This window comes from Bradyrhizobium sp. NDS-1, from assembly GCF_032918005.1.
GTDB lineage: Bacteria > Pseudomonadota > Alphaproteobacteria > Rhizobiales > Xanthobacteraceae > Bradyrhizobium > Bradyrhizobium tunisiense.
In genome coordinates this window covers 4406643-4430093 of sequence record NZ_CP136628.1, presented here as the reverse complement: position 1 = coordinate 4430093, position 23451 = coordinate 4406643, and the positions used below count along the sequence as shown (strand labels likewise).

22 protein-coding genes are annotated in these 23451 nt (G+C 64.5%); 14 read left to right on the top strand and 8 right to left on the bottom strand.

The features are described 5' to 3' along the window. Positions 1 to 63: 63 nt before the first annotated feature. Together RX330_RS20970 and tyrS are read right to left on the bottom strand one after the other, a co-directional pair. Positions 64 to 1335 carry an MFS transporter gene (locus RX330_RS20970; RefSeq protein WP_212085642.1) on the bottom strand — a complete coding sequence of 424 codons (1272 nt, stop codon included), beginning with the start codon at positions 1333 to 1335 and terminating at the stop codon, positions 64 to 66. A 57-nt stretch (positions 1336 to 1392) separates the two neighbouring features. Next, positions 1393 to 2646 carry a tyrosine--tRNA ligase gene (gene tyrS, locus RX330_RS20965; RefSeq protein WP_212085640.1) on the bottom strand — a complete coding sequence of 418 codons (1254 nt, stop codon included), beginning with the start codon at positions 2644 to 2646 and terminating at the stop codon, positions 1393 to 1395. 166 nt (positions 2647 to 2812) lie between these two features. Between tyrS and RX330_RS20960 the strand changes: the two genes are divergently transcribed. From RX330_RS20960 to RX330_RS20950, 3 genes are all read left to right on the top strand, one after another. Further along, a complete protein-coding gene (locus RX330_RS20960; protein ID WP_317239656.1) occupies positions 2813 to 3916 on the top strand; it encodes an anhydro-N-acetylmuramic acid kinase in 1104 nt (367 codons plus the stop codon). Positions 3917 to 4145: 229 nt separating this feature from the next. Further along, on the top strand, positions 4146 to 4823 hold the full coding sequence (locus RX330_RS20955; protein WP_212085630.1) for a glutathione S-transferase family protein: 678 nt from the start codon (positions 4146 to 4148) through the stop codon (positions 4821 to 4823). An 11-nt stretch (positions 4824 to 4834) separates the two neighbouring features. Next, positions 4835 to 5158 carry a DMT family transporter gene (locus RX330_RS20950; RefSeq protein ID WP_212085628.1) on the top strand — a complete coding sequence of 108 codons (324 nt, stop codon included), beginning with the start codon at positions 4835 to 4837 and terminating at the stop codon, positions 5156 to 5158. Here RX330_RS20950 and RX330_RS20945 read toward each other — a convergent pair. Then, positions 5155 to 5802, bottom strand: a complete 648-nt coding sequence (locus tag RX330_RS20945; protein ID WP_014495555.1) for an alpha/beta hydrolase — start codon at positions 5800 to 5802, stop codon at positions 5155 to 5157. The two genes, RX330_RS20950 and RX330_RS20945, sit on opposite strands and share 4 nt — an antisense overlap. A gap of 337 nt (positions 5803 to 6139) precedes the next feature. Next, a complete protein-coding gene (locus RX330_RS20940) occupies positions 6140 to 6997 on the bottom strand; it encodes a LytTR family DNA-binding domain-containing protein (RefSeq protein ID WP_317239655.1) in 858 nt (285 codons plus the stop codon). A 179-nt stretch (positions 6998 to 7176) separates the two neighbouring features. On the opposite strand from RX330_RS20940, the gene RX330_RS20935 reads away from it, so the two are divergent. The 9 genes from RX330_RS20935 to RX330_RS20895 all read left to right on the top strand — a co-directional run bounded on the left by RX330_RS20935 (position 7177) and on the right by RX330_RS20895 (position 16075). Continuing rightward, positions 7177 to 8412 (top strand): acyltransferase family protein, encoded by a 1236-nt coding sequence (locus RX330_RS20935; RefSeq protein WP_317239654.1) that lies wholly within the window; start codon positions 7177 to 7179, stop codon positions 8410 to 8412. A 9-nt stretch (positions 8413 to 8421) separates the two neighbouring features. Further along, positions 8422 to 9561 carry a cysteine desulfurase family protein gene (locus tag RX330_RS20930; protein ID WP_317239653.1) on the top strand — a complete coding sequence of 380 codons (1140 nt, stop codon included), beginning with the start codon at positions 8422 to 8424 and terminating at the stop codon, positions 9559 to 9561. A gap of 125 nt (positions 9562 to 9686) precedes the next feature. Next, positions 9687 to 11183: a Fe-S cluster assembly protein SufB gene (sufB, locus tag RX330_RS20925; protein ID WP_317239652.1), complete on the top strand. Its 1497-nt coding sequence runs from the start codon at positions 9687 to 9689 to the stop codon at positions 11181 to 11183. A 130-nt stretch (positions 11184 to 11313) separates the two neighbouring features. Then, on the top strand, positions 11314 to 12066 hold the full coding sequence (gene sufC, locus RX330_RS20920; RefSeq protein ID WP_212085618.1) for a Fe-S cluster assembly ATPase SufC: 753 nt from the start codon (positions 11314 to 11316) through the stop codon (positions 12064 to 12066). Between the two features lie 11 nt (positions 12067 to 12077). Then, the gene (gene sufD, locus RX330_RS20915; RefSeq protein ID WP_317239651.1) at positions 12078 to 13382 is read left to right on the top strand and encodes a Fe-S cluster assembly protein SufD; all 1305 of its coding nucleotides are present in this window, start codon (positions 12078 to 12080) and stop codon (positions 13380 to 13382) included. Then, positions 13379 to 14626, top strand: coding sequence for a cysteine desulfurase (locus RX330_RS20910; RefSeq protein WP_317239650.1), 1248 nt, complete (start codon positions 13379 to 13381; stop codon positions 14624 to 14626). The genes sufD and RX330_RS20910 overlap by 4 nt, the downstream gene beginning before the upstream one ends. Continuing rightward, the gene (locus tag RX330_RS20905) at positions 14623 to 14994 is read left to right on the top strand and encodes an SUF system Fe-S cluster assembly protein (RefSeq protein ID WP_212085606.1); all 372 of its coding nucleotides are present in this window, start codon (positions 14623 to 14625) and stop codon (positions 14992 to 14994) included. Before RX330_RS20910 ends, RX330_RS20905 begins: the two co-directional genes overlap by 4 nt. 49 nt (positions 14995 to 15043) lie before the next feature. Continuing rightward, positions 15044 to 15442 (top strand): HesB/IscA family protein, encoded by a 399-nt coding sequence (locus tag RX330_RS20900; protein WP_195798296.1) that lies wholly within the window; start codon positions 15044 to 15046, stop codon positions 15440 to 15442. A 180-nt stretch (positions 15443 to 15622) separates the two neighbouring features. Next, entirely contained in the window at positions 15623 to 16075 is a 453-nt protein-coding gene (locus RX330_RS20895; protein ID WP_317239649.1) for a TfoX/Sxy family protein, read from the top strand. Between the two features lie 54 nt (positions 16076 to 16129). Here RX330_RS20895 and fabA read toward each other — a convergent pair whose 3' ends face one another. The 4 genes from fabA to RX330_RS20875 all read right to left on the bottom strand — a co-directional run bounded on the left by fabA (position 16130) and on the right by RX330_RS20875 (position 20884). After that, complete coding sequence (gene fabA, locus RX330_RS20890) at positions 16130 to 16660, bottom strand: bifunctional 3-hydroxydecanoyl-ACP dehydratase/trans-2-decenoyl-ACP isomerase (RefSeq protein WP_317239648.1); 531 nt, start codon at positions 16658 to 16660, stop codon at positions 16130 to 16132. Between the two features lie 180 nt (positions 16661 to 16840). Continuing rightward, positions 16841 to 17908 (bottom strand): GGDEF domain-containing protein, encoded by a 1068-nt coding sequence (locus RX330_RS20885; protein ID WP_317239647.1) that lies wholly within the window; start codon positions 17906 to 17908, stop codon positions 16841 to 16843. 165 nt (positions 17909 to 18073) lie between these two features. Next, positions 18074 to 19624 carry a DEAD/DEAH box helicase gene (locus RX330_RS20880; protein WP_317239646.1) on the bottom strand — a complete coding sequence of 517 codons (1551 nt, stop codon included), beginning with the start codon at positions 19622 to 19624 and terminating at the stop codon, positions 18074 to 18076. Between the two features lie 300 nt (positions 19625 to 19924). After that, positions 19925 to 20884 (bottom strand): AraC family transcriptional regulator, encoded by a 960-nt coding sequence (locus RX330_RS20875; RefSeq protein ID WP_317239645.1) that lies wholly within the window; start codon positions 20882 to 20884, stop codon positions 19925 to 19927. Positions 20885 to 21082: 198 nt separating this feature from the next. Here RX330_RS20875 and RX330_RS20870 point away from each other — a divergent pair, with 198 nt between their 5' ends. Next, positions 21083 to 22597, top strand: coding sequence for a caspase domain-containing protein (locus tag RX330_RS20870; RefSeq protein ID WP_212085594.1), 1515 nt, complete (start codon positions 21083 to 21085; stop codon positions 22595 to 22597). Continuing rightward, complete coding sequence (locus RX330_RS20865; protein ID WP_317239644.1) at positions 22594 to 22773, top strand: hypothetical protein; 180 nt, start codon at positions 22594 to 22596, stop codon at positions 22771 to 22773. The genes RX330_RS20870 and RX330_RS20865 overlap by 4 nt, the downstream gene beginning before the upstream one ends. Positions 22774 to 23451 lie beyond the last annotated feature (678 nt).

The following is a 23451-nucleotide window of genomic DNA, read 5'->3' as shown; positions in this document are numbered from 1 at the left end:
TGGCGTCGTGCCCATCCGTAATTCCCCGGTGACGCGAACGCGCTCAGGTTACTTCCGGGATACTTACCGCCGCAAGGCGGGGACGATCAGGAATGGAATCATTCCGAGGATCACGCTCGCGAGTGCGAAGGCAAGCACCGCGTTGTAGCCGTGGGTCGCGTCATGAATCAGCCCGCCGCTCCAGGAGCCGAACGCCGAGCCGAGGCCACTGCCGATCGAGATCGTGCCGTAGATGGTTCCCACGCGCTTGCCCTGGAAGATCCTCATCGCGGTGGCGCTGATCAGGGGGCCGCGCGAGCCCATCATGCTGCCGAAGCAGATGACGAAGCCCGTGAGCAGAACGACGTTCGGATAATACTGCAAGAGCCAGAGCAGGAAGATGCCGAGGATCGAGATGGCGTAGCTGAGCAGCACCGACGGCCGCCGCCCGATCAGCCCGTCGAGCGCGGACACGCCCAACATTCCGAACACCAGGACGATTCCGGAAAACCCCCAGGCCGTCGCAGCCTGAAGCGGCGGGAAGCCGGCATCGATCAGATAGGCAACGATCTGCGCGGCGATCGCGTACATGCCGACGGCGGTGAAGAAGAAGGTCGCGAACAGCGCCCAGAAGGCGTGATGGCGCATGGCGCCGAGAAGCGTCCAGCCCTTGTCGACGAAGTCGGGATCGGTCTTCTTCACGACATGCGGCGAGCCCGCGGCGAACAGCCGCCAGGGCAGCAGCATCAGCGGAACGAGCAGGCCCAGTGCCGCCAAGCCGAACAGCTGATAGGTGTCGCGCCAGCCGATGTGATCGATCAGGAGCTGCGAGGCAGGCAACAGCGCCAGCACGCCGCCGCCCATGGCCGAATACACCACCGACATTGCGGTCGGCAGACGCGGTCCGAACCAGCGGCCGAGCAGGATCGAGTTCGGCACGATGCCGATGAAGGCGACGCCGATGCCGACGCAGAGGCCGATCGAGAGCTGGAACTGCCAGAGATGCTGGGCGTGGGCCGCGATCAGGAATGCCGCGCCGAGCAGCAACAGGCCGAGCGCATAGACGATGCGGGGTCCGGAATGGTCGAACAAGCGGCCGACGAAGGGCGCGGTGAGACCGCTCGCGAGCCATGTGAGCGAATAGACCGAGACGATCTGCGCGCGGTCCCAGCCGAAGCTCTCCGAGATCGGCTTCAGGAAAACCGTAAAGCTGTCGCCGAGCCCGCGGCCGAGCACGGCCAGCGTGAAGCAGAGCGCGAGCACGGTGAGCGCGACGCGCACGGCACCTTGCGGGGGCGCCGCTACGCCGTCCTTGCTCGTTTCCTTGACCGCAGCTTTGGGCGTGTCCTGGTCCATTGCTCGTCAGGGAGCGCGTATCCGCGCGCCCTGACAAGCAGTGAAAAGCTCATACGCCTATGCAGGCTTGATCAGGATGTGCTTCTTCTTGCCGAAGGAGAGCTTGATCACGCCTTCGGGCGTCAGATTGGCCGCCGAGAGTGCCATCTTCTCGTCCGTGACCGGCTCGTCGTTGACGCGCAGGCCGCCGCCCTTGATCTGGCGCCGTGCTTCCCCGTTGGACGTGACGAGACCCGCCTTGACGAAGGCGTTGAGCACGCCGAGGCCGGCCTCCAACTCGCCGCGCGGAATTTCCACCGTCGGCAGGCTCTCGGCGAGCGCGCCTTCCTCGAAGGTACGGCGCGCGGTCTCCGCCGCTTCGTTCGCGGCATCGCGGCCGTGCAGCAGCGCCGTCGCCTCGGTCGCGAGCACCTTCTTGGCCTCGTTGATCTCCGAGCCGCCGAGCGCCTCGAGCTTCTTGATCTCGCTCATCGGCAGCGTCGTGAACAGTTTCAGGAATTTGCCGACGTCGGCATCCTCGGTGTTGCGCCAGTACTGCCAGAAATCATACGGCGAGAACTGGTCGGCGTTGAGCCAGACCGCGCCTTGCGCGGTCTTGCCCATCTTGGCGCCCGAGGCCGTCGTGAGCAGCGGCGTCGTCAGCGCGAACAGTTGATGCGTGCCCATGCGGCGGCCGAGATCGACGCCCATGATGATGTTGCCCCACTGGTCCGAACCGCCCATCTGCAATTTGCAGCCGGTACGCTTGGCGAGCTCGACGAAGTCGTAGGCCTGGCAGACCATGTAGTTGAACTCGATGAAGCTCATCTCCTGCTCGCGCTCGAGGCGCAGCCGCACGGAGTCCATGGTCAGCATGCGATTGACCGAGAAGTGCCGGCCGACGTCGCGCAGCATCTCGATCCAGTTCAGCCTGGTCAGCCACTCCGCATTGTCGAGCATGACGGCGTCGCTCTTGCCTTCGCCGTAGCGCAGCACCTTCGCGAACACGCCGCGGATCGATTCCTTGTTGGCCTCGATCTCGGCGACGGTGCGCATCGCGCGCGTCTCGTCCTTGCCGGAGGGATCGCCCACCATGGTGGTGCCGCCGCCCATCAGCGTGATCGGCTTGTTGCCGGACTGCTGCAGCCAGTGCAGCATCATCATGGTCAGGTAATTGCCGATATGCAGCGAACGGGCGGTGCAATCGTAGCCGACATAGGCCGTCGCTTCGCCCTTGGCGGCGAGCGCGTCCAGCCCCTCGAAATCGGAGCACTGGTGGATGAAACCACGTTCCTGCAGGGTATTGAGGAAATCCGATTTAAATGCAGTCATCTGTCGGCGCGCCTGACAATTCTTGGTTTACTGTTTTGGGGGCAATTTAAGGGTCTTGGGTGGGAACCCGATGGCTGCCCGCCGCTTGGCGCTGTGGCATTATAAGATGTGTCCCTCTGGCACAAGATCGGCATGCCGGCGCGGGACTTTCGAGGACGCTGATCCCATGATGTTGACGGCACTCGGTTTGATGAGCGGTACCTCGCTGGACGGGGTGGACGTCGCGCTGATCGAGACCGACGGGAAGCAGGTCAAGGCGTTCGGCGCGACCGGCTACCGGCCCTATAGCCCGGCAGAGCGCAATCTGCTGCGCCAGGCGCTCACCGAGGCTGTGCACCTGCCGCAACGCGAAGCCCGGCCGGGAGTGCTGGCCGATGCCGAGCGCGCCGTGACGCAGGCGCATGCCGAGGCGGTGGCCGCCTTCTTCGCCCAGAATCGCATGAGGCCGGAGGATATCGACATCGTCGGCTTCCACGGCCAGACCGTGCTGCACCGCCCCGAGAAGCGGCTGACGGTCCAGATCGGCGACGCGCCGGCGCTGGCGAGGGCGATCCACGTTCCGGTGATGTTTGATTTCCGCGCCGCAGACGTCGAGGCTGGCGGGCAGGGCGCGCCCCTCGTGCCGGTCTACCACCGCGCGCTCGCCCATTCGCTGGGCCGCGAAGGGCCGATCGTCGTGGTCAATATCGGCGGCGTTTCCAACATCACCTATATCGACGGCAACGAGACGCTGATCGCCTGCGACACCGGCCCCGGCAACGCGCTGCTGGATGATTTCATGTACCGCGCCATGAACCAGGCGTTCGATGCGGAAGGAAGATTTGCAGCTCTCGGCAAGGTCGATGAGGCCTGGATCGCCAGCGCACTGAAGCTGCCGTTCTTTACGTTGCCTCCGCCGAAATCGCTGGACCGTAACGACTTCGCTGCACTCAAGCTCGGCGACGTCGCGCCCGCCGACGGCGCGGCGACCCTGACCGCCTTCACCGCGGCGGCGATCGCCCGGATCATCCCGTTGTTGCCGCGGCGGCCGCGGGGCTGGATCGTCTGCGGCGGCGGCGCCCGCAACCTCACCATGCTCAGGATGCTGCGGGAGCGGGTGGGCTCGGCGACCGTCGAGGCGGCGGAGACGCTCGGGTGGGCCTCCGATGCCATCGAAGCCCAGGCCTTCGGTTTCCTCGCTGCCCGCGGCCTGAAGGGCCTGCCGCTGTCCTATCCGGCGACCACGGGCGTGCCGATGCCGATGACGGGCGGGGTGATCGCACGGCCCTGAGGGTGGCTTCAATTCGGGAAAGCGGAATATTTTGCCGGAAGGGGTTGACGAGGCTTGCGGTGTTTTGCCCGACGCCAGCAGTGGCAAGAAGTGCGCCGTCATCCTAATACCGCAACGATTCTGCGACGCTTCGCTCGGCCGCAATTAATGCAGTTGCATTGAACTTGACGAGTGCATGCAAATGCATCTACATTTAATGCATCTGCATCTAATCGCCGGGGTCAACGCCATGACCGCCTCACTGAAACTGATCAGCCACAAGCTTTGCCCCTACGTGCAGCGCGCAGTGATCGCGTTGAAGGAGAAGGGCGTTCCGTTCGAGCGGGTCGACATCGATCTCGCTGCCAAGCCCGATTGGTTTCTGAAACTGTCGCCGCTCGGCAAGGTGCCGGTGCTGGTGGTGACGACTGACAAGGGCGAGGTCGCGCTGTTCGAGAGCAACGTGATCTGCGAGTACATCGAGGAGACGCAAGGCGGCGCGAAACTGCATCCGGCTGACCCGCTGAAGCGTGCCGAGCACCGCGCCTGGATGGAGTTCGGCTCGGCGATCCTCGGCGATCTCTGGGGCCTGGAGACGACGACGGATGCCGCGACGTTCGAAAGCAAGCGGCAGGCGCTTGTCGCAAAGTTCGCGCGTGTCGAAGCCGCGCTAGGCGGGGGTCCGTTCTTCGCCGGCGACGCCTTTAGTCTCGTCGACGCCGTGTTCGCGCCGGTCTTCCGCTATTTCGATCTGTTCGACGAATTGACCGAGCACGGCATTTTCAACGACGTGCCGAAGGTCCGGGACTGGCGTGCGGAGCTATCGAAGCGTCCGAGCGTCCGGACTGCCGTGGGCCAGGACTATCCGCAATTGCTGCGCGCCTTCCTCGTCCGCCACGACGCGCATCTGCTCAAGCTCGCGGCCTGAGCGCAACGCCGATGTCGCAATCCATGGCCTGGCTGATGCTGGTGGTCGCCGGCGCGCTCGATGTCGGTTGGGCGATCTCGATGAAATATGCCGAAGGCTACACGAGGTTGGGCTGGAGCATCATTTCGCTCGTGCTGCTCGCCGCCTTCGTCGTCCTGCTCGGGCGCGCGTTGAAGGTGCTCGAGGTCGGCGTTGCCTATTCGGTGTGGACCGGCATCGGCGCGGCCGGCACCTTCGTGATGGGCGTGGTGCTGTTCGGCGAGACCTTGAGCGCGATGAAGATGGTCGGCATCGCGCTCGTCTTGGCGGGGATCGTGGCGCTCAAGCTGGCTTAGCGAACGTTCGCCAGCCGCATGTCCAGATACGCCGTGATGGTTTCCATCAGCGGCTCGAGCTTGGCGTCGAAGAAATGGTTGGCGCCGGGGATGACCTGCTGGTCGATCACGATGCCCTTCTGCGTCTTCAGCTTCTCGACCAGCGTGTTGACGTCCTTGGGCGGCACCACTGCGTCCTTCTCGCCGTGCACGATCAAGCCCGACGACGGGCAGGGCGCGAGGAACGAGAAGTCGTAGAGATTGGCGGGCGGTGCGATCGAGATGAAGCCCTCGACCTCGGGGCGGCGCATCAGGAGCTGCATGCCGATCCAGGCGCCGAAGGAGAAGCCGGCGACCCAGCAGGCGCGCGCTTCGGGATTGATGGTCTGCGCCCAGTCGAGCGCTGCGGCGGCATCCGACAATTCGCCCGTGCCGTGGTCGAACGAGCCCTGGCTGCGGCCGACGCCGCGGAAGTTGAAGCGCAGCACCGAGAAGCCGCGATGAGCAAACGCGTAGTAGCACTGGTACACGATCTGATGGTTCATCGTGCCGTGGAACTGCGGATGCGGATGCAGGATCATCGCGATCGGCGCGTTCTTCTGCTTGGCCGGGTGATAGCGGCCCTCGAGGCGGCCGGCAGGGCCGGTGAAAATGACTTCAGGCATGGATGTCTCTGATTGAGTCCCTTGGAGGTGATCCCTGCGCAATCGTCCGATTGAGGCTCACCTGGCGTCGCCGCCGACGAGAGCACGGATGAAAGGTGGAGAGGCGCGCCCTCGGATGATGCGCGAGTGGCGCGCAGGTGAACTGACGCGCGCTTCTAACACGAGGCAAGGGTCAAAAAGCAAGCTTCTTCGACATCTCTCAATGGGCTCAAGAGCTTAGCCAGTCATCGCAGCGTCGTCTCAGGCATGACGCCCATGACCGGGACCTGGCTGAATTCAAACGGACAACGGCAAAAGCCTGAGGCTCGGCAGGATAGCAGCGCTCAACCGATTGGAATCACGACTGTTTATGGATCTCCGGCCGATCGGCGGCGGCGATTCCCATCGGGGCGGTTCGGCTTCCGAGCGAGGCGACCGCCGGCCGGTAACGCCGGCTGCCTCCGAGCGTCTGGCCGTTGTCGAAGGCAAGCTCGAAATCTCCTGAGGCCTTGAGGTCCACGCCGCGCACCCGATCGAGATTGGCAAGCCTGGTCCTGTGAATGCGAACGATGGCGAAGCGCGCCAGCTCGCTTTCCGCCGCTGCGAGCGTGCCGCGGATCAGGTGCCGGGTGCCGTCGGCGAGGCTGTACTCGATGTAATTGCCGGCGGACGCGACCCAGAGGATGTCGCGCGGCACCACGCGAATGCGGCTCGTACCGTCGCGCAGCCAGATCATCTCGGGGGACGACGATCGTTGCGGGGCAGGCGGCGCCGACGGAGCGACTGCGGCCTTCCTCAGCTCACGCCGGCTTTCGAGCAGCCAGATCGTGCTGGCGATCAGGACAACGGCCACGGCGTCCTTGCGGAATTCGTACAGGACCGTCGCGAGCGAGAAGCGGAAGTCGTAGGCGCCTCCGGCCAGCCAGAGCACGAGCTTCCGCACTGCGACCATGCCGGTGATGTGGAGGGCGGAGAAGCCGAGCAGGGCGACAGCCCCGATTCCTGCACGTGCGGCCAGGCCAGGTGTCCGGCGCATGCGGCGGACCGCCAGCACCAGGATCGGCAGCAGCAGCAGGATGACGGAGATGCTCGACATCTCCCAGAACAGCCGCCGGCCGATGTCGTAGGTGTCGCCGCGCCAGGCGGCGTCCTGAGCGCCCGAGAGCGCATTGACGATTCCGATCGCGAGCGCGACGGCCGCGATCGCAGCGAACATCGTCCGGTCGTCGCCGCTGATCCCAAAAGGCCCGCTGTTCGTCCCGGCCGCCGGCGGCTCGTCCCCTCGGCTCCGATTCTGATCCCAAACCGGCTCGACGCGCTCCGACGGCGGGGCATTTTCGGTGTCAGCCATGGCCCGAGCACCGCGTTTGTCGACCCGTCAAGGAGCAGAAAACCATGACAACACCACAGCAATTCCAAAACCCGGAAAGGCGCATCGATCTGGACTGGGTGCGGATTTTAGCCTTCGGGCTCTTGATCTTCTACCACGTCGGCATGCTCTACGTGTCCTGGGGATTTCACATCAAGAGCGTGCACCGGCTGACCTGGCTGGAACCGGTGATGCTGTTCGTCAACCCCTGGCGGCTGTCGCTGCTGTTCCTGGTGTCCGGGGTTGCCACCCGCTTCATGCTCGACAAGTCCAGCCTGGCCTCGCTCGCCGGGGCGCGGTCGGCGCGGCTCTTGATCCCGCTGATTTTCGGCATGCTCGTGATCGTGCCGCCGCAATCCTATCTCCAGATCGTGGAAAGCCTCGGCTATCCCGCAGGCTTCTTCGATTTCTACCTCAGGCACTACTTTGCCTTCGGCGCGCAGTTCTGTCCGAACCCCTGCATCGTGCTGCCGACCTGGAACCATCTCTGGTTCGTGGTCTATCTGTGGGTCTACACGATGGCCCTGATCGGCGTGCTCGCGCTGTGGCCGGCCGGCGCCGAGTGGCTCGGCCGGAAGCTGGCTGTCGTGCTCGCCGGACCATGGCTCCTGATCGTGCCTTGCCTGCTGTTTGCGGCTTGGCGCCTGGTGCTGTTTCCGGCTTTCCCGTCGACGCATGCGCTGTTCGGCGACTGGTACAACCATGCGGACCATGCGACGGCCTTCCTGCTCGGCTTCCTGCTGGCGAAGCAGGAGGGGATCTGGCGCAACCTCGAGCGCCAGCGCTGGGCGGCACTGGTGGCTGCAGGTGCCTGCTTCTTTGCCTTCATCCTGGTTCGCGCCGGCGTTTTCGTGCCGTCACCCGCGCTGAAGTGGGGCGCCGCCTCGGCCTATGGTTGCTATCAATGGCTCGCGATCGCCGCTGTGCTGGGCTTTGCGCGGCGCTGCTTCACAGCCGACAGTCCCGTGCGCCGCTATCTGACCGATGCGATCTTCCCGTATTACATCATGCATCAGACCGCGATCATCGTGATCGCGCATGCATTGCATGACAGCGGTCTCCCGGTTGGGATCGAGGCCTCCATTGTCATCATCGGGACCGCGCTCACATGTGTGGTGACCTATGAGCTCGTCCGGCGCATCGCTTGGCTCCGCCCTCTGTTCGGATTGCGGGCGGCGCCGCGGACGGCCGCCAGAATGGAGCAGCCTCGAGCGGCCCGACGCGCGCGGCCGTCCGATTGGCCGGATGGCAAAAGGTGCTAAGAGGGCCAGATGCCGACCCGTGTCTATCTCGACTGGAACGCGACCACGCCGCTGCGCCCCGAGGCGCGGGCGGCAATGGTTGCGGCCTTTGACCTTCTCGGCAATCCGTCGTCGGTCCATGCCGAGGGGCGGGAGGCGAGGCGGCTGGTCGAGGAGGCCCGTGCCGAGCTGGCCGCGGCGGTCGGTGCATTGCCCCGGAACGTCGTCTTTACCTCGGCCGGAACCGAGGCCAACGCGCTGGCGCTGTCGCTGGGCCTGCGTGGACCGGCCGGCGGCCCTGTCGAGCGGCTGCTGGTCTCCGCGGGCGAGCACGCTTCGGTGCTGGCCGGAGGGCGATTCCCCGGAGCCACGATCGGTCTGATCAAGGTTACCCGCTCCGGCGTGGTCGACCTCGAGCATCTGAAGGCCCAGCTCAATGACGGCCCGCCGGCGCTGGTTTCGGTCATGGCCGCCAACAACGAGACGGGAGCGCTCCAGCCGATCGCCGAGGCGGCACGTATCGTTCACGAGGCGGGGGGCCTCCTGCACGTCGATGCGATCCAGGCGCTGGGTAAAATCCCGTTCGATATCAGGGCTGTAGGCGCCGACCTTGCGACCTTTTCTGCGCACAAGATCGGCGGCCCCAAGGGGATCGGTGCCCTGGTCGTGGCCGAAGGAATCGTCGGTCTGGAGCCCGTCCTGCGAGGCGGGGGACAGGAGCTCAACCGTCGTGCCGGAACTGAGAATGTTGCCGGCATCGCGGGCTTTGGCGCGGCGGTGAAGGCCTCGCTTCAGGCTCTGCGGGAGGATGCGGAACAAATGGCAACCCTCAGAATACGCTTGGAAAATGGTATTCGAGGGATTGCAGCCGCAACGATCTTCTCAGATGATGTTGAGCGGTTGCCAAATACCGTTCTGTTTACGGCGCCCGGTCTCAAAGCCGAGACGGCCGTGATTGGCTTCGACCTCGAAGGCGTCGCAGTTTCCTCCGGTTCGGCCTGTTCCTCGGGAAAGGTCCAGCCGTCCCACGTTCTTTCGGCCATGGGCTATGACCCGGTGGTCGCCCAGGGAGCGGTGCGTCTCAGTCTGGGCTGGTCCACCGAACCAGATGACATCAATAGGGCGTTAGAGGCTTGGCGAAAGCTCGGTAATACCCTACTTAAGGGCTAAGCGATGAAACACGGCTTGAACGGTTCTAAGCCCGTGCTTTCCGCCAAAAAACATCGTAATAGACGTCGTAATACTCGTTCGAGTTTGATCCACCGCGGTCCTTGAAACCGCGAGCGGAGGATGGAATGCCAGCCGTACAAGAGACGGTCGAGCGCGTGAAGCGCATCGACGTCGATCAATATCGTTATGGGTTTGAGACCCTGATCGAGTCCGACAAGGCCCCCAAGGGTTTGTCGGAAGATACCGTCAAGTTCATCTCCGAGAAGAAGACCGAGCCCGCCTGGATGCTCCAGTGGCGGCTCGAAGCCTATCGGCGCTGGCTGACCATGACCGAGCCGACCTGGGCGCGTGTCGATTATCCCAAGATCGACTTCCAGGACCTCTATTACTACGCGGCCCCGAAGCCGAAGAAGACGATCTCCTCGCTCGACGAGATCGATCCGGAAATCCTGAAGACCTACGAGAAGCTCGGCATCCCCTTGCGGGAAGTCGCCATGCTCGAAGGCGTGGAACCCAAGCCCGGCGAGGAAGATCCCGCGCGCCGCAAGATCGCGGTCGATGCTGTCTTCGATTCGGTCTCGGTTGCGACTACGTTCAAGGCGGAGCTGAAGAAGGCCGGCGTGATCTTCATGCCGATCTCGGAGGCGATCCGCGAGCACCCTGAATTGGTGCAGAAATATCTGGGCTCGGTCGTGCCGACCTCGGACAATTTCTACGCGACGCTGAACTCGGCGGTGTTCTCCGACGGCTCGTTCGTCTACGTGCCGCCCGGCGTGCGCTGCCCGATGGAGCTGTCGACCTATTTCCGCATCAACGAGCGCAACACCGGCCAGTTCGAGCGGACGCTCATCATTGCCGACAAGGGCTCCTACGTCTCCTATCTCGAAGGCTGCACGGCGCCGCAGCGCGACGAGAACCAGCTCCACGCCGCCGTGGTCGAGCTCGTCGCCCATGACGACGCCGAGATCAAATATTCGACGGTGCAGAACTGGTATCCCGGCAATTCGGAAGGCAAGGGCGGCATCTACAATTTCGTCACCAAGCGTGGCGACTGCCGCGGCAACAATTCCAAGATCTCCTGGACCCAGGTCGAGACCGGATCGGCCATCACCTGGAAGTACCCGAGCTGCATCCTGCGCGGTGACAATTCGCGCGGCGAGTTCTACTCGATCGCGATCTCGAACGGCTTCCAGCAAGTCGACAGCGGCACCAAGATGATCCATCTCGGCAAGAACACGTCGAGCCGCATCATCTCCAAGGGCATCGCCGCCGGCAGGTCGCAGAACACCTATCGTGGTCTTGTGACGGCTCATCGGAAAGCGACCGGCGCGCGCAACTTCACCGCCTGCGACTCCCTGCTGATCGGCGACAAATGCGGCGCGCACACCGTGCCGTACATCGAAGCCAAGAACTCCTCTGCGACGTTCGAGCACGAGGCGACGACCTCGAAGATCTCCGAGGACGTGCTGTTCTACTGCATCCAGCGCGGTCTCTCGCAGGAAGAGGCGGTCGGCCTCGTCGTCAACGGCTTCGTCAAGGACGTGCTGCAGCAGCTCCCGATGGAGTTCGCGGTGGAAGCGCAGAAGCTGATCTCGATCTCGCTGGAAGGGTCGGTCGGCTAGCTCGGACCTCATCCGGGGAGGCTGCGCAAGCGGCCGCCTCGAAGGATGGATACCGGAAAGATTGGTGGCCTCATTCCTTCGAGACGCGCTTTCGGCGCTCCTCAGGATGAGGAGATAGATGGAAAACAAAATGGCTTTGCTTGAAGTGAAAGACCTCAAGGTTCGTGTCGAGGAGCGCGAGATCCTCCACGGGCTGACGCTGACCGTGAACGAGGGCGAGATCCACGCGATCATGGGGCCGAACGGCTCCGGCAAGTCGACGCTCTCGCACGTCATCGCCGGCAAGCCCGGCTACGAGGTCACCGACGGACAGATCCTGTTCAAGGGCGAAGATCTGCTGGAGATGGCGCCCGAGGAGCGCGCCGCCAAGGGCGTGTTCCTGGCGTTCCAGTATCCGGTCGAGATTCCCGGCGTCACCACCATGAATTTCCTCCGCACCGCGCTCAACGCGCAGCGCAAGGCGCGCGGCGAGAGCGAATTGATGGTGCCGGATTTCCTGAAGAAGGTTCGCGAGGTCTCGAAGTCGCTGAACATTCCGCAGGACATGCTCAAGCGCGGCGTCAATGTCGGTTTCTCCGGCGGCGAGAAGAAGCGCAACGAGGTGCTGCAGATGGCGCTGTTCGAGCCGAGCCTGTGCATCCTCGACGAGATGGATTCGGGCCTCGACATCGACGCGCTGCGCATTGCGGCCGACGGCGTCAACGCGCTGCATTCGCCGAAGCGCGCGATGGTCGTGATCACCCATTATCAGCGGCTGCTGAATTACATCGTGCCCGATGTCGTGCACGTGATGTCCAGGGGCCGTGTCGTGAAGAGCGGCGGCAAGGAATTGGCGCTGGAGCTGGAGGCGTCCGGATACGCCCAGTTCGAGGATGCCGCGTAAGGAATTTTGCGATGAACGTTGCTGTGGCAAAGACCGGAAAGGGCCGCGCGGTGAGCGATCTCTTCACCAGCGCCGAAGGCCGGCTGCCGGGTTCGCCCGCGATCACCGCCGTGCGCCGCGAGGCATTCGAGACCTATGAGCGTCTCGGCCTGCCGCACCGCCGGATCGAGGAATGGAAATACACCGATCTGCGTGCGCTGGTCGGCGAGGTTCTGCCGCTGTCAGCCGCGCCCGATGCGGCCGCGCTGAAGCGTGCCGCGGATGCGGTGAAGGCGCATGCGATCGACGGCGCCCGCAAGCTGGTGCTGGTCGACGGCGTGTTCGCGGCTGAGCTCTCCGACGTGAAGGCACTTGCCGCCGAGGCGGGCTTCAGGACGTTGCGGGAGACGCTGGAAAAGGATGCCGGTCTGCTGAAGACCGCGTCGACTGACGCCGTGATCGCGCTGAACGCGGCGATGGCGACCGATGGCGTCCTGCTGTCGATTGCCGACGGCGCCAGGCTGTCCGCGCCGATCCAGATCGTCCACATCGCGACCGCCGCGTCGGCCTCGGCGTTCACCCGCTCGCAGATCGCGATCGGGAAGGGCGCTCGCGCCACCATCGTTGAGACTTTCGTCGCGGCGGGTGCCAAGGCCTACCAGGTCAACGATGCCGTCCTTGTCACGGTCGGCGACGATTCCGATGTCGCGCACATCCGCCTGATGGATGATGCGCCTGATGCGGTGAATGTCTCGTCGCACTTCGTCACCATCGGCGCCAATGTGAAGTTCAACTTTTTCAACATGACGACCGGCGCCGCGGTCAGCCGCCTTCAGGGCTTCATCACGCTGGCGGGCGAGGGCAGCGAGCTCTCCGCCAATGGCGTGAACCTGTTGCAGAAGACCGAGCATGGCGACACCACGCTGGTGGTAGACCACGCCGTGCCGAACTGCGTCAGCCGCGAGATCTTCCGCGCCGTGATCGACGACCGCGCGCATTCGGTGTTCCAGGGCCGCATCATCGTCCGTCCCGACGCGCAGAAGACCGACGGCAAGATGATGATCCGCGCGCTGCTGCTCTCGGACGAAGCCGAGGCCGACAACAAGCCTGAGCTCGAGATTTTTGCCGACGACGTCTCCTGTGGCCACGGCGCCACCGCCGGCGCACTCGACGACAGCCTCTTGTTCTATCTGAAGGCGCGCGGCCTGCCGGAGAAGCAGGCCCAGGCGCTGCTGATCCAGGCTTTCGTCGGCGAGGCGATCGAGCAGATCGCCGATGACGGCTTGCGCGAGCATGTGATCGGCATCGCCGAGCGCTGGCTGGAGCGGCGCCAATGAGCACGCATCCCGCGGTCAAGAACGGAACTTACGACGTCGCACGCGTGCGCCAGGACTTTCCGGCGCTCGCCATGCAGGTCTACGGCAAGAACCTGGTCTATCTCGACAACGCCGCCTCGGCGCAGAAGCCCAGCGCCGTGCTCGACCGCATGACGCAGGCCTACACCAGCGAATACGCCAACGTGCATCGCGGCCTGCACTACCTCGCCAACGCCGCGACGGAAGCCTATGAGGGCGGCCGCACCAAGGTCGCGCAGTTCATCAACGCGCCTCGCACGGAAGAAGTGATCTTCACCCGCAACGCGACGGAGGCGATCAACCTGGTCGCCTCGTCCTGGGGCGGGCCGAACATCGGGGAAGGCGACGAGATCGTCATCTCGATCATGGAGCACCATTCCAACATCGTGCCCTGGCATTTCCTGAGGGAGCGTCAGGGTGCCGTGATCAAATGGGCGCCGGTCGACGACGAGGGCAATTTCCTCGTCGACGAGTTCGAGAAGCTGCTGACCGCGAAGACCAAGCTGGTCGCGATCACGCAGATGTCGAACGCGCTCGGCACCATCGTGCCCATCAAGGACGTCGTGAAGATCGCGCATGCGCGCGGCATTCCCGTGCTGGTCGACGGCAGTCAGGGCGCGGTGCATCTGCCCGTCGACGTCCAGGACCTCGGCTGCGACTTCTACGTCTTCACCGGCCACAAGGTTTATGGCCCGACAGGCATCGGCGTGCTCTGGGCCAAGTACGACCATCTCGTCGCGATGCGTCCCTTCAACGGCGGCGGCGAGATGATCCGCGAGGTCTCGCGCGACTTCATCAGCTATGGCGATCCCCCGCACAAGTTCGAGGCCGGCACGCCCGCGATCGTCGAGGCCGTCGGCCTTGGCGCCGCCATCGACTACGTCAATTCGGTCGGCAAGGAGCGCATCGCCGCCCACGAGCACGATCTCACCACCTACGCGCAGGATCGGCTTCGCGAGATCAACTCGCTGCGGCTGATCGGCACGGCGCGGGGCAAGGGCCCGGTGATCTCTTTCGAGCTCAAGGGCGCGCACGCCCACGACGTCGCCACCGTGATCGACCGCCAGGGCATCGCAGTGCGCGCCGGCACCCATTGCGTGATGCCTCTTTTAGAGCGGTTCAACGTCACGGCCACCTGCCGGGCCTCGTTCGGCATGTATAATACGCGGGAAGAAGTCGATCATCTGGCACAGGCGCTTCTGAAGGCGCGGGATTTGTTCGCATGAGTGACACGGCCGAAATCAAAGCTAGTCCGATGGAAACTCAGTCGGCGCTGCCGCCGGAGGAGACCGAGCGGCTGACCACCGAGATCATCGCGGGTCTCAAGACCGTGTTCGACCCGGAAATCCCGGCCGACATCTACGAGCTCGGCCTGATCTACAAGGTCGAGATCAAGGATGACCGCTCCGTCGACGTCCAGATGACCCTGACGACGCCGAACTGTCCGGCCGCCGGCGAGCTGCCGACCATGGTCGAGAACGCGGTTGCCAGCGTGCCAGGCGTCGGCGTGGTCGACGTCAAGGTCGTCTGGGAGCCGCCGTGGTCGCCCGAGCGCATGAGCGACGAGGCGCGCCTCGTGCTCAACATGTGGTGACGGTTTCTGCTCGCATTGAATTCGCTCCGCAACGGACCACATACATAACATGACACAGGCAACACCAGCTTCGACACCCAAGCCCCGGCGGCCCCGCCCGCAGGTGATGCGGCTGACGGACGCTGCTGCCCAGCGCATCTCCGAGCTGACCCAGCGCGCCGATTCCGAAATCGTCGGCCTGCGCGTCGGCGTGAAGAACGGCGGCTGCGCCGGCCAATCCTACACGGTCGAATACGCCCATGACGTCCGCCCGACCGACGAGGTCGTCGAGGACAAGGGCGTCAAGATCCTGGTCGACCCCAAGGCCGTGCTGTTCCTGCTCGGCACCGAGATGGACTACAAGGCCGACAAGATGCAGGCCCAGTTCGTCTTCAACAATCCCAACCAGATCTCCGCCTGCGGCTGCGGCGAGTCGGTCGAGCTGCGGCCGGCCAAGATCGACGGGTAGCCCGGCTCGCCGAGCCCTCCGCTGTCGTCCCCGCGAACGCGGGGACCCATACCGCGTGATCTATCGGTGTCGGGCGGTGTTCGTACCGACACTGGCATGACGAACAGTCTTCGCTAAACTTCTCCCTGTGGTTATGGGTCCCCGCGTTCGCGGGGACGACATCTGGGAGAGCGTTGGGCCATGGACCGCGAATTCCTGATCGACCTGTTTTCCGATTTCGGCCCCGTCACCATCCGCAAGATGTTCTCCGGCCACGGCATTTCCGTCGACGGCGTCAACTTCGCACTTGCCTTGCGCGCCGGTCTGTTCTTCCGCGCCGACGAGGTGACCATTCCGGACTTCGAAGCCGAGGGCTCAAGGCCGTTCCAATATTCGACCCGCGCCAAGACCGTGACGGTCAACTCCTATTGGGAGCTGCCGGCGCGCCTGTTCGACGATTCCGAGGACTTGGTGCAATGGGCGAGGGCGGCACTCGCCGCCGCGCAGCGCGCCAAGGTGAAGAAGCGGCCGAAGAAGGGCGCCGCGAGAAAAGGCGCGCCGAAGAAGTCTCTGGCCAAGAAGGTAGCTAAAAAGACCGCCAAGAAAACGGTGCGGAGGGTAGGCAAAGCGAAGCGGGACCACCGCTCGAAATAATCACGACGAGATGGTGGGCAGCGCGCTTTGCGCCTTTGCCGACCGTACGAGACCTCAATCCGCGGCCTTGGTCAGGCCGACCCTCATATCCTTGGCCGTGAACACGCAGACGCCATCTGCGAGCACGCGGCCATCGGCAATGCCGAGCACCAGCTTGCCGCGACGGACCATGCGCATCGCGACCTCGTAGCGCACTTGCCGGGCGTTTGGTGTGATCTCGCCGGTGCATTCCACCTCGCCGACGCCGATGGCGCGGCCCTTGCCGGGTGAGCCCGACCAGCCGAGCCAATAGCCGACCATCTGCCACATGGCGTCGAGTCCAAGGGTAGGCGGCATCATCGCGTCACCGCGGTAGTGGCAATCGAAGAACCAGTGGTGAGGCGTGATATCGAGCTCGCCGACGATATGACCTTTGCCGAACGTGCCGCCGTCCATGCTGATCTCGGTGATGCGATCCATCATCAGCATCGGCGGCGCGGGCAATTGCGCGTTTCCGGGGCCGAAATAGCCGCCTTCGCTCGATCGCAGTAGCTCGTCTCTGGTGTAGGACGATTGTGGCGCGTGGAAATCGAGGGGGTTGGACAAGACGACAAGTCCTCAATGCTCAGGCGGCCGGGAGGATGTTGCTTGCCGCCGAACAATGTCAAGCGGGGCGGTGCCGCAGGGTGGGCAAAGGCGCGCAGCGCCGTTCCTAGGGTCTTTCCATGATCGAAACAGGTGGTGGGCAGGCTTCGCTTCGTTCACCCTGCGGCAGCTCGCGGAAGCCTACGCCACCCGGCTGTGCGTCTCGACCGCGTATTCCGGATCGGCTTCGCAAATCACGCGGTTGCGGCCGTTGCGCTTTGCGGCGTAGAGGCAGGCATCCGCACGCTCGATCAGCGCGTCGGTGTCGTCGCCCTGCTTGAGCATGGAGACGCCGACGGAGATGGTGACGCGGCCGAGGATCTCGCCGGTGGACTTCTTCTTCAATTCCTTCGCCATCACCGCGCGGCGAATGTGGTCGGCCACCGTGAGGGCCTGACGCAGCGCGGTGTTGGGCAGCACGACCGCGAACTCTTCGCCGCCATAGCGTGCGGTGATGTCCTGGCCCTTGATGGTCTGCTTCAGCGAAAGGCCGACGAGACGCAGCACCTGGTCGCCGGTCAGATGGCCGTAGGAATCGTTGAACGACTTGAAGTGATCGATGTCGAACAGCAGCAGCGACAGCGGCTCACCCGATGCGAGTGCGTTCTGCACGGCCATGCCGATCATGCGGTCGAAATATTTGCGGTTGCCAAGTCCCGTGAGCGGGTCGGTCAGGCTCTCGGCGCGGATCGCCTCCAGGCTCTGCTGGAGATTGCTGATCTCGTTCTTCGACAACGTCAGCCGGTCTTCCAGCGCCTTGTTGGTCTCACGCATCTCGCTGGTCGAACGCAGCAGCGCTTCGACGATCGACCTGATCTGCTCGCGACTCCTGGCCGACGAGAGTTTTTCGGTGGCGCCCGACAGGCTGGCATCGTAGGAGCCGGTCATGCCGAGTGCATCGCCCAGGACCTTCATCACGTCGTCGATCTCGCCGATGACGCGCGCGCCGACCTTGTCGATACGGTCGGTGGTCTTGATGTGGGAGAGATAGGTCTCGTAGATCTGCTCGAGATCGGCTTCAGTCAGCTTGCCGCTGCGCGCCAGCGTCTCGTTGACGATCTTATTGAGCGGTGCGTTGTAGCCGGTGGCGTAGACGTACCAGATCTCGTAATTGCGGGGAATTGCCGTCTGTCGCAGCGATCGGATCTGGCCGAGCGCCACTTCGGCGAACGCCATCGTGCGTTCGTGTTCGTCGAGAACCTTGACCACGGAACATACCCCACGGCGGTCGGGGCGCAATCGACCGCAGCAATGCTTAAATTATGTTCGTAGGCTAACGGACGATCGTGAACGCCCCGTAAATATACGTCCACGAATAAATCTAGAAACTTGTAGGGCGGGTTTGCTCAACCGAAACCTGGAGCGCGTCGCGCTTCAGGCTCCGGCGGGAGAGCGGACCGGCCGCAGCAGAAACGCCGGCAGATGCGAGTGATCGCCCGGCTCGCTGTCGGCCTCGCGTTGGCGGCGGGGCTCGGGACGGCCGATTGACGGTACATGCGACGGATTGGCTTGCTGGCGGGCGTCGTGTCGCGACTCCGTCCTGCGCTTGTCGCTGGGGCGATGCCTTGCTTCAGCGGGCTGTCGTGCCTCCGAAGGACTCCTGGCTTCGGGGGCATGTCCGGCCTCGGAGGCAGGTCTTGCTTCGGAAGCATGTCTTGCCTCACCCAGCGCCTCGCGCGGCTCGTGGCTGCGCTCACGGTCGCGGCCGCGCTGCGGCTTGCCGCGCCCACCGCGTGAACGTTCGCGGCCACGCGACTCGCGCGGACGTTCGGTCGCATCGGAGGCTTCGGCGTGGATTTCAAAATCGCCCTCGGCGAGCGGAATGCTCTGTCCGATCAGCTTCTCGATCGCTGCCATCGACTTCTGGTCGAGCCGCGTCACGATCGAGATCGCGGTGCCGGTGCGGCCGGCGCGGCCGGTGCGGCCGATGCGGTGAACGTAATCGTCCGCGTGATGGGGAACGTCGAAATTGTAGACGTGGCTGACCTCGGGAATGTCGAGGCCGCGGGCGGCGACGTCGGAGGCGACGAGCAACGGCAACTCGCCCTTGCGGAATTGCTCGAGTGCGGCCGTGCGAGCCGACTGGTCCATGTCGCCGTGCAGGGCTCCGACGCTGAACCCGTGCTTCTGAAGCGATTTGTGAACGATCGCCACTTCACGCTTGCGATTGCAGAAGATGATCGCGTTCTTGAGATCCTTGGCTTCGCGCAGCAGGCGGCGCAGCAGCTCGCGCTTCTCGTGCGCCTCGCGCCCGGCGGGCACCTGGACCTGCGTGACGGTCACCGCGGTGGTCGCGGGCTTGGACACTTCGACCTTCTGCGGATTGTGCAGGAAGGTCTCGGTGATGCGCCGGATTTCCGGCGGCATGGTCGCGGTGAAGAACAGGGTCTGGCGCGTGAACGGGACGAGCTTACAGACGCGCTCGATGTCGGGAATGAAGCCCATGTCCAGCATGCGGTCGGCTTCGTCGATGACGAGCAGCTCGACGCCGGTGAGCAGCAGGCCGCCGCGCTCGGTGTGGTCGAGCAGGCGGCCGGGGGTTGCGATCAGCACGTCCACACCGCGCGTCAGCTTGGCATCCTGGTCGCCGAAGGAGACGCCGCCGATCAGGAGCGCGACGTTGAGCTTCTGGCCGGCACCGTAACGGTCGAAGTTTTCCTTGACCTGGGCCGCGAGCTCGCGAGTCGGCTCGAGGATCAGAGTGCGCGGCATGCGGGCCCGGGCGCGCCCCTTCTCGAGGATGGTGAGCATCGGCAGCACGAAGGCCGCGGTCTTGCCGGTGCCGGTCTGGGCGATGCCGAGCACGTCCTTGCGTGCGAGGACGTGGGGGATCGCCTGTTCCTGAATGGGGGTGGGGGTGGTGTAACCGGTGGCCGCCACTGCGGCGAGGACTTTTTCGGACAGTCCGAGATTTGAAAAGGACATTGAGCCTCTGGTCGAAACCGCCGTTCGGAATCGAGGGTGATTAAGGCTGTCGCGTTCCACCCCGAAACGGCGCGCTCTCAAAGAAGCTGGGGGTGCTGACTCACGCGGACAAAGCGCGACGCTCAGGAATCGCTCTTCGATCTGAGCCGCGTCGCCTCGGAACATAGGCGGGAATCGGCCAAAGTCAATGGAGCGGGCGCGGGAAGACCCTAAAAAACCTGAGGTTTTTGCCAAATAGCGGGCGCGACTGGGGTTTTTCCGCCGAGCCGCGCGCTCCGGCCGGGGCCGCCAAAACGGCGGCTAACGTCCATCCGAGCCCTGGGCCCGGAAGTCGCCGGGGGCCATGCCGTAGGCGGCGTTGAAGACCCGGTAATAGGTCGCCAGGCTCTCGAAGCCGCAGGCGGCCGCGATGTCGGCGATCAGCCGCTGGGGCGACTCGCGCATCAGGCGGCGGCTTTGTTTCAGGCGTTCGTCCGTCACGGTCTGCGAGAAGCTCTTCTCCGCGGTCTCGAACAGCATGTGCAGGTGGCGCACGGACACGCCGAGCTTATCAGCCACCATCGCCGGCGCCAGACCGGGGTCTTGCAGATGGTACGCGATCAGGCGTCGGGCCTGCGACAGCCGGGCAGTCCGCAGCGCGGCCTGTCCGCGCCGGCCGCCGGGCCGCACGATGCCGCGCTCGATGAGGGCGAGATGGGCGAGGGCTTGCACGAGGGACGTCGCGTCGAGAGCGACGTCGTCAGCGGCCTCATTGAGATCTGCAAAGCAGGCACCGAGCAGGGGCGCAAGGGTCGGATCGCCGAACGTCCGGGGCGAAAGCTCGCGCATGCGTCTGTCCTGCACCGGGATGCTGCTGAGCGGGATCTTCAGGACGCGCAGGTGGAAGCCGCCGGCGCCCGAGGGCGCGGTGCGATAGGGCAGGTCGGTATGGCTGGTGGCGAAGCTGCCATTGGCGATCGCGAAGTCGTTTCCGCGCATGCCGCCGAACCAGCCGCCGCTGCCGAGCTGCTGGTAGACGCAGATGGCGTCGCCCGGCGCGTCGGCGATGTCGGACGCGCTGCGCTCCACGGTGTAAGGTGAGGCCTTCAGCTCGACGAGGCCGGCGCCGCCGAGCTGGCGTAGCGAGAATTCGCCGAAGAAGTCCGCACGCCGTTCGCGCTCGAGTTCGGCGGTGACGCCGAACAACCCCTTGGAGCGCACCTCGCGCCAATAGTCGAAGCGATCATTCGGCTCGACCTCGTCGGTACACCAGCGATACACGGCAGCCCCCGCTTGCAGAGCAATTGCCCTAGAAAGAGCAGATTCCGCGGGAATCTGCCATAGCCAGATCAATGAACCGGAGCCCCGACCCTTGAACCCCCGTTACGCCTGGGCCGACTATCACACAGCGGCAGGGGCTCCAATGAACTGCTGTTCCAAGGATGCGGCCTGCGGCCGTTCTGCAACGGGAATCTTGCGATGACACGTCGGCTTTTCGGAATTCTGGCGGCCCTTGGCCTCGTGGCGGGCCTGAGCGGCTTCGCAGCTCCCGCTCATGCCGAGAAGCGTGTCGCGCTCGTCGTCGGCAACAACGACTACAGGAACGTCCCGAAGCTGCTCAAGGCGGTCAACGACGCCCGCACCATGGGCGACACGCTGAAGCAGCTCGGCTTCTCGGTGATGGTCGCCGAGAACCAGAGCCGGCAGCAATTCTCCGAGACGCTGCTCGCCTTCGACAAGGCGATCGAGCCCGGCGACACCGCGTTCTTCTTCTACGCCGGCCACGGCTTCGAGATCGCGGGCCAGAACTATTTGCTGCCCACCGACGTGCCGGCCGCGACCGAAGGGCAGGAGGAACTGGTGCGCGACGCCTCCATCCTGGCCGACCGCATCGTCGAGCGCCTTCAGAACAAGAAGGCGCGAACGTCGATCCTGGTGTTCGATGCCTGCCGCAACAATCCTTTCGAGCGCAAGGGCACCCGCGCCGTCGCCGGAGGCGGCGGGCTTGCGCCGATGACACAACTGCCCGAAGGCGTGTTCTCGGTGTTCTCGGCCGGTCCCCGCCAGACCGCGCTCGATCGCCTCTCCAACGACGACGCCAATCCCAACTCGGTGTTCACGCGCACCTTCGCCAAGGAGCTGCTCAAGCCCGGCGAGAACCTCGTGCAGGTGGCGCAGCGCACCCGCCGGGCCGTCAGCGAGATGGCCGACACCGTGAAGCACAGGCAGGTGCCCGTCTATTTCGACCAGATGGTCGACGACGTGTTCCTCAGCGGCCTCGCCAAGGATGCCGTCGTGCGTTCCGACGATCCGCCGCCCACGAAGCTCGCCGCGCTGCCGCCGGTGTCGGTGCCGCAACTGCCGAGGGAGGAGGCCACCAACGCGCCGATCGCGAGCTTCTCGCGGCACAATGGCGGCTGGAGCGTGGTGTTCTCCTTCGCCGACCCCGCGCTCGGCATTTCCTGGCGCATGGCCGGCAAGGGCGATTTCCGCGAGACCGGCTTCATCGACACGCTCGATCCGCGCACGCGCAAGCGGATGCCTAACCCGTCGATCGAATTGCCGCCGGATGCACAGGCCGGCACCATCGAGGTCCGCTATGTCGACCAGTCCGGCGATATGCAGGGCCCGTTCCCCATCCGGTTCGATCCCGAGGCCGCGCTGATCCGCGACCAGCGCAAGATCCTCGACATGACCGCGACGAGCTGGCTGTCGTTCCGCGAGTTCAACGGCCTGCTCGTCTACTACACGCATCTCGTGTCCTATCGCTGCGCCATCCGCGAGGTGCGCATCGGCATCGACAGCGCCGTGCCCAACCAGGTTCTGAAGATGCCGCCTTGCGACATGCGCGATCCCAGCGCGGTCAGCGCCGGCATGCCGCTCTACATGAAGCTCGCTCCAAGCACGCAGTCCGTCTCGGTGGAGCTGACCTATCGCGACGGCAGCGTGTCCGAGATCAAGAGTTTTCGCAGCGCGAACCGGAGTAACAATTGAGGCTCAGCAACCTCGTCGCCAGCGCGGCGTGCCGGCGGGCCCTCATGACCGTCCACGCGATCAGCGATGAAAACATCGATTGTCAGTGGTTCACCCTTAAAGGCGAGCTGCGCTCTTCAACATTTCCGAGCTATATGCTCACCGTCATTGAAGGGGCCGCTGCCGATGCCGGCTAACTCGGTTTCGTAGCTACCCATCGTCTCACTCCCGACGCGTCACGCCGGGAGTCTTGCCGTCCGCGACCGCCAAGCGGACTCACGTCAGACTTCAATCAATGATTGACTCTCGCAGATCGCCGCGGGCGCACAGGTCCATGAAAGATGGCCTGGTTGCACTCCTTGACGGGATCCCTTGGTGCTCTCGTCTACCGTTGAGAGGTGGTCTCGGAGCAATTGTCGGCGCTCCTCGCGTTCCATTTCCGATTCGTATCGGGATGACCCTTCAAGACGGCACTGCTCTGAGAGGAGTGACAACTTCCCTTGGAGCGGACTTAAGGGATGCGACGCGCGCCTGATAGGCAGCTTGCGTGCTTGATCAAATGCCCCTCGCGAAGCCCAGAGGGAAGCAGGCATCTATTCGCCGCAGGATCAGGAACAACCTCTCGGTATCTTGGATTGTCGATTGTCCACCAAACCAGGGAGACGATCCATGTTCCGCAAGTCCATCCTCGTGGCTTTCGCCTGCGCTGCGCTTTCGACGACCGCTTATGCTCAGGGAGGTGGCGGTGCCGGTGGTGGAGGCAGCGGCGGTGCAGGTGGCGGCGGCGCGGGTGGCGGTGCCAGTGCCGGCGCCGCAGCCGGAACAGGTACCGGAGGCGCGGGATCTGCGGCGAGCTCGGGGGCCGGAATGGGCAC